9 protein-coding genes are annotated in these 9,526 nt (G+C 60.4%); 6 read left to right on the forward strand and 3 right to left on the reverse strand.

What is annotated here, in order from left to right:
- Positions 1-53 precede the first annotated feature (53 nt).
- From ABYV89_RS10885 to ABYV89_RS10895, 3 genes are all read right to left on the reverse strand, one after another.
- Entirely contained in the window at positions 54-392 is a 339-nt protein-coding gene (locus ABYV89_RS10885; protein ID WP_432822977.1) for a HepT-like ribonuclease domain-containing protein, read from the reverse strand.
- The gene (locus ABYV89_RS10890) at positions 389-673 is read right to left on the reverse strand and encodes a nucleotidyltransferase family protein (RefSeq protein WP_432822978.1); all 285 of its coding nucleotides are present in this window, start codon (positions 671-673) and stop codon (positions 389-391) included. Before ABYV89_RS10890 ends, ABYV89_RS10885 begins: the two co-directional genes overlap by 4 nt.
- A 523-nt stretch (positions 674-1,196) precedes the next feature.
- Positions 1,197-2,105: a putative 2-dehydropantoate 2-reductase gene (locus ABYV89_RS10895; RefSeq protein WP_432822979.1), complete on the reverse strand. Its 909-nt coding sequence runs from the start codon at positions 2,103-2,105 to the stop codon at positions 1,197-1,199.
- Positions 2,106-2,836: 731 nt separating this feature from the next.
- Here ABYV89_RS10895 and ABYV89_RS10900 point away from each other — a divergent pair.
- The 6 genes from ABYV89_RS10900 to ABYV89_RS10925 all read left to right on the forward strand — a co-directional run bounded on the left by ABYV89_RS10900 (position 2,837) and on the right by ABYV89_RS10925 (position 9,055).
- Complete coding sequence (locus ABYV89_RS10900; protein ID WP_432822980.1) at positions 2,837-3,322, forward strand: CarD family transcriptional regulator; 486 nt, start codon at positions 2,837-2,839, stop codon at positions 3,320-3,322.
- Positions 3,323-3,578: 256 nt separating this feature from the next.
- Entirely contained in the window at positions 3,579-4,277 is a 699-nt protein-coding gene (gene ispD / locus ABYV89_RS10905; protein WP_432822981.1) for a 2-C-methyl-D-erythritol 4-phosphate cytidylyltransferase, read from the forward strand.
- Positions 4,277-4,771, forward strand: coding sequence for a 2-C-methyl-D-erythritol 2,4-cyclodiphosphate synthase (gene ispF / locus ABYV89_RS10910; protein ID WP_432822985.1), 495 nt, complete (start codon positions 4,277-4,279; stop codon positions 4,769-4,771). The genes ispD and ispF overlap by 1 nt, the downstream gene beginning before the upstream one ends.
- A gap of 84 nt (positions 4,772-4,855) precedes the next feature.
- The gene (locus tag ABYV89_RS10915) at positions 4,856-6,544 is read left to right on the forward strand and encodes a glutamine--tRNA ligase/YqeY domain fusion protein (protein ID WP_432822982.1); all 1,689 of its coding nucleotides are present in this window, start codon (positions 4,856-4,858) and stop codon (positions 6,542-6,544) included.
- Between the two features lie 99 nt (positions 6,545-6,643).
- Positions 6,644-8,491, forward strand: a complete 1,848-nt coding sequence (locus ABYV89_RS10920; protein ID WP_432822983.1) for a CheR family methyltransferase — start codon at positions 6,644-6,646, stop codon at positions 8,489-8,491.
- A 9-nt stretch (positions 8,492-8,500) separates the two neighbouring features.
- Positions 8,501-9,055 carry a chemotaxis protein CheW gene (locus ABYV89_RS10925; RefSeq protein ID WP_432822984.1) on the forward strand — a complete coding sequence of 185 codons (555 nt, stop codon included), beginning with the start codon at positions 8,501-8,503 and terminating at the stop codon, positions 9,053-9,055.
- Positions 9,056-9,526: the final 471 nt, after the last annotated feature.

The following is a 9,526-nucleotide window of genomic DNA, read 5'->3' on the forward strand; positions in this document are numbered from 1 at the left end:
CTGCGCCTTGTTCTTCATTTGGGGGAGTTTGCGATCTTTGAAAAATGCCCGAGTTACGCTGACATTTTGAGAAGTGCGTTTTTTAAAACAGGTAAATCCTGCTGTACCGTCACCCAGATGAGTTCAAGGTCGATGCCGCCAAGATAGTCATGAACGAGGATGTTTCTAAACCCCGCGATCGCACGCCAGTCAATCTGGTTCTGCGTGCTTTTGATGTCTGATGAAAGCCGTTGCCCTGACTCTGCCATCACCTGCAAAACCCGCATGACGGCATCCTGCAGGAGGGTGTTGGTTAAAAACTGATCTTTATCGGTTCCGACGTACCGCTCTACCCGCTGAATACATTCGAGCATATGCGCCACATAGATTTGATCGCGCCCTGTTTCGGTCATAAATCGATAGCTTCGCGGAGAATGCTGCTGCGAATGGCTGGATGCAGGGCGTTCGGTGTCGTCATGTCGACTCGTCGGCCAAGCAGTTCTTCGAGGTCTTTGAGCAGCCCCCCCAGAGCGAAGGCCGACTGGCCGCTTTTCATTTCAACCAGAAAATCAACATCACTGGTTTCATTGGCCCGGTTGGTAGCCATTGAACCGAAAACCTTGATCCGTTTGGCTCCCCGCCGTCTGGCCAGTTCAATGATTTGCTGACGATGAGTTTCAATCAGTTGGTCCATCATCAAGCTCCAAAAAAAGGTTCAATAACAATAAAATATCATAAAAGAACTGATTTTGTTCCGTTTATTTGGGGCAGAATCGGGCCTGGTGTGCCCCCGGGGACGTTCCTTCCTAATGTGCCCCCGGGGACGTTCCTTCCTAACGTCCTAATGTCTGGCTCCCCAGTGCGTGTGCCCCCGGGGACGTTCCTTCCTAACGTCCTAATGTCTGGCTCCCCAGTGGAACAGGCAACTGCCGGGCATAAAATCGAAATCCATTCGCCGCGGTCAGGGTCTGTCAGAATCTGTTACGGCAAAAGCTGCAAGGCACTTGGCTTGTGATTTAACAACAGACCTTGACAGATTTTCACCGCGGCTAACCAGGTCTTTGCTTTCAGGGTCTGCATACCAAGTCAAATTCATCTGGACGCTGATTTTCATGATGAACGCTGATCGGGCGAAACAATAAGGCTTGGTTTAAGGCCAATCACTAATCACGAATCACCGCCTTATTGGTTCTGCTTTCATCTGCGTACATCCGTCCTCAGCCGTTCACCCCCAGCAGCGCGTGCAGCATCCGCACCCGGGGCATCTCCACCCCTCTGGCTGCCGCGTGGCGCAGGGGGATGCCGTAGATGGCCTCGAGTTCGAGGGGGCGCCCTTCGAGCCGGTCGATCATCATGCTGGGGCGGTAGGCGTCCATCCCTTCGGTGAGTTCGATCATGCGGTCGATGAAGGCGGGCCCGTCGATCGGCGCGCTCAGGCCCTGGGCGTTGCCGCCGGCGACAACCTCGGTCATCAGGGCGCGAACTTCGGCGCGGGCCGGCGGGTGGGCCAGCAGGGCATCGGTCGGCTGGCCGGTGAGGGCGCAGAGCCCGTTGAAGGGGATGTTCCAGACCAGTTTTTCCCAGCGCGCCTTGACCAGGTCGGCCACCGCTTCGCAGCGGACGCCGGCGGCGTTGAAGGTGTCGGCGATGGCTTCGGCGCGCGCCGACAGGCCGCCGGCGAATTCGCCGAGGCGGATCGGCCCCTGGCCGAGGTGGTGCACCTCCCCCGGTTCGCCGCGGTTGGAGCAGAGAAAGGCGATCCCGCCCAGCACCCGCTGCGCTCCGAAGGCATCGGCCAGCAGTTCCTCGTTGCCGAGGCCGTTCTGCAGGGTCAGCACCGCGGTGTCGCCGGTCATCAGGGGGCGCACCAGGTCAACCAGGCGGTCGTTGGCGAAGGTCTTCAGGCCGACCAGAACCAGGTCGACGGGGCCGATGGCGGCGCTGTCGCGGAAGCCGGCAACCTGGTCAAGGTGAAAGTCTCCGGCCGGCGAGGTGACGCTGAGTCCCCCCTGGGTAATGGCCTGGAAATCGCGGCGCAGCAGAAAGCTGACCTGCTGGCCGGCGCGCTGCAGCATGGCGCCGTAATAAAGGCCGAGGGCGCCGGCGCCGATGACGGCGATTCTCATGGATTTCTCCTTCTGGGACAGGGGCGTGATTCAAATTCTTCTGGACGCTGATTTTATGATGAACGCTGATCGGGCAAAAGCTTAACTTCAAGGTTAAAATCATTCGGGTTTATCAGCGTCAATCTGCGTTCATCAGCGTCCCATTAAAGGTTTTGAGCATTAAGGTATTAGGACGCTGATTATCATGATGAACGCTGATCAGGCGAAACAACAAGACTTGGGTTAAATTTATTGACAGCTTTCATCTGCTTATATCCGCCTTTATCTGTGGTAGAAAGAAGGTTTTGGTTATAAGGCCAGGTCAAAAGCCGTTGTCGGCCACAGATAAAGGCGGATCAGGGCGGATAAATTCATAAAGGTCAAACAAACCCCCAATGATTTTGAGAATTCTGGCTCCTGGCTTCGGTTGGGGTTGGCAGGCCGACAGCCAGACCAATCGTCTTTACAGGGATGAACAGGAGATGCAGGATGATAGACCAACCCTTGTGGTTTTTGACCTTATCCTGTTCATCCTGTCTCTCCCTGTTGGCAGGCTTTCCGATTTTTTCCTGATTTACTCATTCTCTTGCGCAAGTGCATAATCAGAAACCGGAATATATATCACGAAAAAGGGTCATGCGATCAAGGTAAAACGGGATGAAACGGCTAAGTAGTTGTTTCTTCGTGTATTGCCTTGACGGTCTGGGGTGGGTGTGCTATTCTTGCCAAATGCGAATGGAAGGAGAACCCGAATGTTCAAGATAGGTGAGATGGCCGTTTACCCGACCCAGGGTGTGGGGAAAATTGAAGCGATCGAATCCAAGGAGTTTTCCGGCGAACGCCACGATTTCTACGTTTTGCGCATCGTGGACAGCGATATGACCATTATGGTTCCGGTTGGCAATGCCAATAATGTCGGCTTGCGCAACCTGATCCACAAGGACAGCGTCTCCTCGGTTTACGACCTGCTCGAGGAGAAGGACGTCGTCGGCGGCGCAATGGCGTCATGGAGTCGTCGCCAGCGCGAGTACAACGACAAGATCAAATCGGGCGACCTGTTCGAGGTGGCTTCGGTACTCAGGGAACTATACCAGATCAAGGGCGGCAAAGAGCTCTCCTACGGTGAAAAAAAGGTTCTCGAGCTGGCCCGCAAACTGCTGGTCAAAGAACTGGCCCTGGCCGACGGCTCTGAAGAGAATGAGGTCGTCGAGCGGGTCGAGAACATCTTTCTGAACTAGCCGAACTGTTGTCGACTACCGGACCAGGCGATCTTTTTCGCCTGGTCTTTTTTTTCTGCGCAACGGAAGGCGGAAGTCAGAAGACGGAAGGTATCTGCTGCCTTCCGTTCTCTGCCCTCTGTCCTCCTCTCTCCGCGCTCTGTGGTTTGCTAATGACATTCTGGTAGCTTGGTGGTATAAAACGGCACCACACGGATGTTGCGGGCTGCCGCGCGCGGCGGCCTTCTGTTTTCGGGGATGCCCCGACCGGAGCCTCATGAGCGTCATTGTCCTGATCCCTGCCGCCGGCATGGGTCGCCGAATGCAGGCGTCCCTCAACAAGCAGTACCTGGCCCTCGACGAGCGGCCGATTCTCGCCCATACCCTCACCCTGTTTGACGATCACCCCCGGGTCGATCATATTTATATTATCTCGCCGGCCGACGAAATTCCCTATTGCCGCCGCGAGGTGGTGCAGCGTTTCGGTTTTCGCAAGGTTCGCGATGTGATCGCCGGCGGTGCCGAGCGCCAGGATTCGGTGCGCAACGGCCTGCGCGCCTGCCATGCCGGCGAGGACGACATCGTGCTGATCCACGACGGGGTCCGGCCTTTTTTCCCCCCTCGGCTGCTTGAGGCGGTGATCGATACGGCCGCCCGTGTCGGCGGCTGCGTGGTCGGGGTGCCGGTCAAGGATACCATCAAGGAGGTCGCGGACGGGCTGATCACCGGCACCCCCGAACGGGGCCGGCTGTGGCAGGCCCAGACCCCCCAGGGGTTTCGCTTTCCCTTGATTCTCGATGCCCACGAGCAGGCCCTTTTCGAGGGGTGGCGGGGGACCGACGACGCCTCCCTGGTCGAACGCCTCGGCCTGCCGGTGGCGATGCTCGAAGGGAGTTATCGCAACATCAAGATCACCACGCCCGAAGACCTGGTGCTGGCCCGGGCCTTTCTGGCGGAGACGGGAGACTGCCCATGATGCGGATCGGCCATGGCTACGATGTGCACCGGCTGGTGCCGGAACGCAAGCTGATGCTCGGCGGGGTCGAGGTTCCCTACACCCTCGGCCTGCTCGGGCACTCGGATGCCGACGTCCTGCTGCACGCCATCTGCGATGCCATCCTCGGGGCCCTGGCCCTAGGTGACATCGGCAAGCACTTTCCCGATACCGATCCGGCCTACCGGGGGATATCGAGCCTGAAGCTGCTGGTTCACGTCATCAACCTGGCCCGGGACCGGGGGGTTGAAATCGGCAACCTCGACGCCACGGTGATCGCCCAGCGCCCCAAGCTGGCCCCGTACATCGGGCAGATGGTCGAGCGGATCGCCGAAGCCTGCGCCGTCGACCCCGGCCGGATTAACGTCAAGGCCACCACCACCGAACAGCTCGGTTTCGAAGGGCGCGGGGAAGGCATCTCGGCCCACGCCGTGGTGCTGCTGCAGCCGTTTGACGGCGGCGAAAAGATTTTTTGAGAAGGAGGAAGGGAGAAGGAAGAAGGTCCATGTTTTCTTCTCCCCTCTCCCCGCCTTTACTCTAGACTGAATGGATTTTCACGCATGACGATAACCAGCACGCCTGTTCCCAGCTTTATCCGCAACATCATCAGCGACGACCTGGCCGCCGGCAAGAACGACGGCCGGGTGATTACCCGTTTTCCGCCGGAGCCGAACGGCTATCTGCACATCGGCCACGCCAAGTCGATCTGCCTCAATTTCGGCCTGGCCGCCGATTTTGACGGCCGCTGCCACCTGCGCATGGACGACACCAACCCGGAGAAGGAGAGCGTCGAGTACGCCGAGGCGATCATGGAGGCGGTGCGCTGGCTCGGCTTCGAATGGGGCGGGCATCTCTATTACGCTTCCGATTACTACGAGCGCCTGTACCAGTTTGCCGTCGAGCTGATCCAGGCCGGCAAGGCCTTCGTCGACAGCCTCAACGCCGAAGAGGTGCGCCAGCATCGCGGCAGCCTGACCGAGCCGGGCAAGGCGAGCCCCTACCGCAGCCGCAGCGTCGAGGAGAACCTCGACCTGTTCGCGCGCATGCGCGCCGGCGAGTTCGAGGACGGCGCCCACACCCTGCGGGCCAGGATCGACATGGCTTCGCCCAACATGAACCTGCGCGATCCGGTGCTCTACCGCATCCAGCGGGCCAGCCACTACCGCACCGGAGATGCCTGGTGCATCTACCCGATGTACGATTTCGCCCATCCGCTCTCCGACGCTATCGAGGGGATCACCCATTCGATCTGCACCCTTGAATTCGAAGACCATCGCCCGCTGTACGACTGGTTTCTCGATCAGCTGCCGGCACTCCCCCATCCCCAGCAGATCGAGTTCGCCCGCCTCAACCTGAGCTACACGGTGATGAGCAAGCGCAAGCTGCTCGAGCTGGTGCAGACCGGGGACGTTTCGGGCTGGGACGACCCGCGCATGCCGACCCTGGTGGGGATGCGCCGGCGCGGTTTCCCGGCGGCGGCGATCCGCACTTTCTGCGAGCGGATCGGAGTCGGCAAGAGCGACAGCTGGATCGACATGTCGGTGCTCGAGGACTGCGTCCGCGAAGAGCTGAACGAGTCGGCGCCGCGGGCGATGGGGGTGCTGCGTCCGCTCAAGGTGGTGATCGAAAACTACCCGGAAGGGCAGGTCGAAGAGTTCGACGCGCTCAACCATCCGCAAAACCCCGAGTTCGGCACCCGCAAGGTTCCGTTCAGCCGCGAGATCTATATCGAGGCCGACGACTTCATGGAGGATCCGCCGAAAAAGTTCTTCCGGCTCGGGCCGGGACGCGAGGTGCGCCTGCGCTGCGCCTACTTCATCAAGTGCGAATCGGTGGTGCGCGATCCGCAAAGCGGCGAAATCGTCGAGCTGCGCTGCAGCTACGATCCCGAGACCCGCGGCGGCAGCGCCCCGGACGGCCGCAAGGTCAAGGGGACCATTCACTGGGTCTCCGCCAGCCACAGCCTCGAGGCCGAGGTGCGGGTCTATGACCGCCTCTTTTCCGCGGCCAATCCGGATGCGGAAGCCAAGGCCAGCGGCGGCAGCTACCGCGACCTGCTCAACCCGCAGTCGCTGGAGATCCTCCGCGGCTGCCGCCTCGAGCCGAGCCTGGCCGCGGCGACGGCGGATGATCGCTACCAGTTCGAGCGGCTCGGCTATTACTGCGTCGACGCCGTTGCCTCGACCGCCCAGGTCCCGGTTTTCAACCAGATCGTCACCCTGCGCGATTCCTCGACAAAAGGCGGCTGAGGTTTCAGGGAGAAGGAAGATGGGAGAGAAAGACTTTTCCTTCTCCCTTTTCCCCTCTTCCTGCCTTTACTCTCAGTTTCTTGGATTAGAAAGGCTGTCATGCCCCAGCCGTTCAACATCCTGATTCTCGACCCCTGCCAGCGACTGGAGCCGTCGCTGGCGGAACTGCTGCGCGAAAACGGCCACCCGGTCGAGGTGCTGGCCGGCCGGATCCCCGCCCCGCTGGCGGTTGCTGCCCATGCCCCCGACCTGATCCTTGCCGAGGTGGGCAGCGGGCCCGAGCTCGACCTGATCAATACCCTCCATTTCCACCGCATGACCCGGCATATCCCCATCATCGCCACTTCCGCCCAGGCGGAGCTCGAATACGAACTGCTCGATCTCTTCGATTTTCTGCCGCGCCCCGTCGATCGTCAGCGGCTGCTCGATGATCTCGCCCTGATCTCCCGGGCCCGCCGCAGCCAGGACCTGGCGATCTGCGACCCGCTCGGCGACAGAGACCTGGCGCGCTTTCAGGCGTTTCTGGTGCAGCACAGCGGCCTGCATTTTGACCAGGGCAACAGCAAGATTCTCGAGCGGGGGCTGTGCCGGCGGATGCGGGCCCTGCACCTGGATAATTACGTCCAGTATTACAGCTACCTGGAGCGCTACCAGGACAGCCGCCAGGAGCTGAAAAAGCTGCTCGGCCTGCTGACTATCGGGGAGACCTTTTTTTTTCGTTATCGCGCCCATTTCGAGGCGCTGCAGCACAGCGTCATTCCCGAACTGATCGAACGCAACCGGGCCCGGCGCACTCTGCGCATCTGGACGGCGGGGTGTTCGACCGGCGAGGAGCCGTACTCGATCGCCATGCTGCTGCTCGAGCATTTCCCTGAGCTGGCCGACTGGCAGCTGGAGATCCTGGCCACCGACATCAATTACCAGTCGCTGCGCCGGGCCCGCGAAGGGCTCTATGGCGAGCGCGCCCTGCGGGTCACCGAGGCGCCTTACCGGGAGAACTATTTCAAGCCCCGCGACGGCCGGCTGGCGATCTCGGCCCAGCCCCGCAGCCTGGTGCGCTTCGGCTATCTCAACCTGCAGACCGGACGCTACCCGGCTGCCGACAACGGCACCGCCGGGGTCGACCTGCTGCTCTGTCGAAACGTGATGATCTACTTTCGCCAGGAAACCAACCGGCACATCATCGAGCGCTTCTCCCGCTGCCTGCGCCCCGGGGGGTTCCTCTTTCTCGGTCATGCCGAAACCCTGCAGAACCTGTCCGAGAAATTTCTGCCGGTCCATTACCGCGGCGGCTTTTACTACCGCCTGCGCCGGGAGCCGGTGCCGAAGGCGGTGGTGGAGAGTTTACCGCCATCGCCACCACTGCCGGCAGTAGAAATGCCTGAACCCGCACCGGCTCCGCAGCTCCTTCCGGCGCCGGTCGAGCCGGAGCTCGAGGAGCTGCTGGAGCAGGCCCGGCAGGCTTTCGAGCGGGAGGAGTTCGCCGCCGCCGAGGAAAAATTCGAGCGCATCCTGCTGCGGCAAGCCGGCCAGGTACAGGCGCTGCTCGGGATGGGATTCATCCGGGCCAATCAGGAGCGCTACGGCGAGGCCCTCGATTTCTGCCGGCAGGCGTTGGCCGCCGACGACCTGTTGGCCGAGGCCTATTTTCTGCGGGGCTTGATTTGCGAGCAGCAGGAGGAGATTGCCGAGGCCGCCGAGGAATACCGCAAGGCGCTGCTGCTCGACCTTGATTTCATCATGCCCCATTACAACCTGAGCCGGATTTACCAGCGACTCGGCCGGCTGAAGGAGGCCCGCCGCGAGCTGAACAATACCCTGCGGCTGCTGGAGCGGACCGCCGATGAGACGATCATCCCCCATTCGGGCGGGGTGTCGCGGGCGGTTTTTCTCGAGATCTGCCGTGAGGATGCGAGCCTGCTGGAGACTAAACCGCCGGCAAAGTAAAGGAAAGCCATGGCCGACAAACACCGGAATATTGACGACATCCGCCGGGTTCTTGAGGATATGCGGCAGGAATACTGGCAGGGGCTCGAAGAGGTCGAAGGCGAGGCCGAGGAAACCCGCGAGTTCCTGATTTTTCAGCTCGGCGGCGAGCGTTTCGGCATCGCCGCCGAAACGGTGCGCGAGGTGGTGCGCATGCCGGCCCGCCTGGTGCCGGTGCCGAAGGCGGCCGCCCATATCCGCGGGGTCTTCAACCTGCGCGGCCAGATTTTCGCCGTCAGCGACCTGGCCGCCCTGCTCGGACTGACGACCAGCGAGATCGGCCGCAGCGCCCGCCTGCTGGTGGTCGAGGCGGCCGGGCTCTGCACGGCGCTGCTGGCGGAAAAGGTGGAGGGGCTGCGGCTCTTCGCCCTGACCGGGATCGAGCCGGTCACCGCCGGCCTGGGGGCGTTTGCCCGGGACGAAGCCGAGGGGCAGGTGGTCGAACCGGCGGGGCTGCTGGTTCTGCTCAACCTGGAGCGGATCTTTGCCCGGCCGGATTTCGTGGTGACGGATAAAGTTGAGTAGGTGAGGCGTAGTCCTCGAGCCTTGCCCTGGCGCGATCCGGGCTGATTGGATTTGAATGGTGGCAATGTGTTTCCTGCTATGCCCCTGGCTCCATTGTGAGGTTGGTTGGCCGGCAAGCAGATTAAAGGGATGAACAGGATGATAGACCAACCGTTATGGGTTTTGACCTTATCCTGTTCAACCTGTTTTTCCCTGTTAGAATGCTTTTCGATTTATTCATTCACTTGAGTAAAGTACATAGTCAGAATCTATTTTTGCCGCGGTCAGAATCTGTGAAAATCTGTTACGGCAAAAGCTGCAGGGCCTTGACCCGGGTTTAACAACAGACCTTGACAGACTTTCACCGCGGCTAATCAGGCTTTTGATCTCAGGGTCGAAATCTATTTTTGCCGCGGTCAGAATCTGTGAAAATCTGTTACGGCAAAAGCGCAAGGCTCTTGGACTGGGGTTTAACAACAGACCTTGACAGAC

It is taken from the genome of Trichloromonas sp., assembly GCF_041583255.1.
Taxonomy (GTDB): domain Bacteria; phylum Desulfobacterota; class Desulfuromonadia; order Desulfuromonadales; family Trichloromonadaceae; genus Trichloromonas.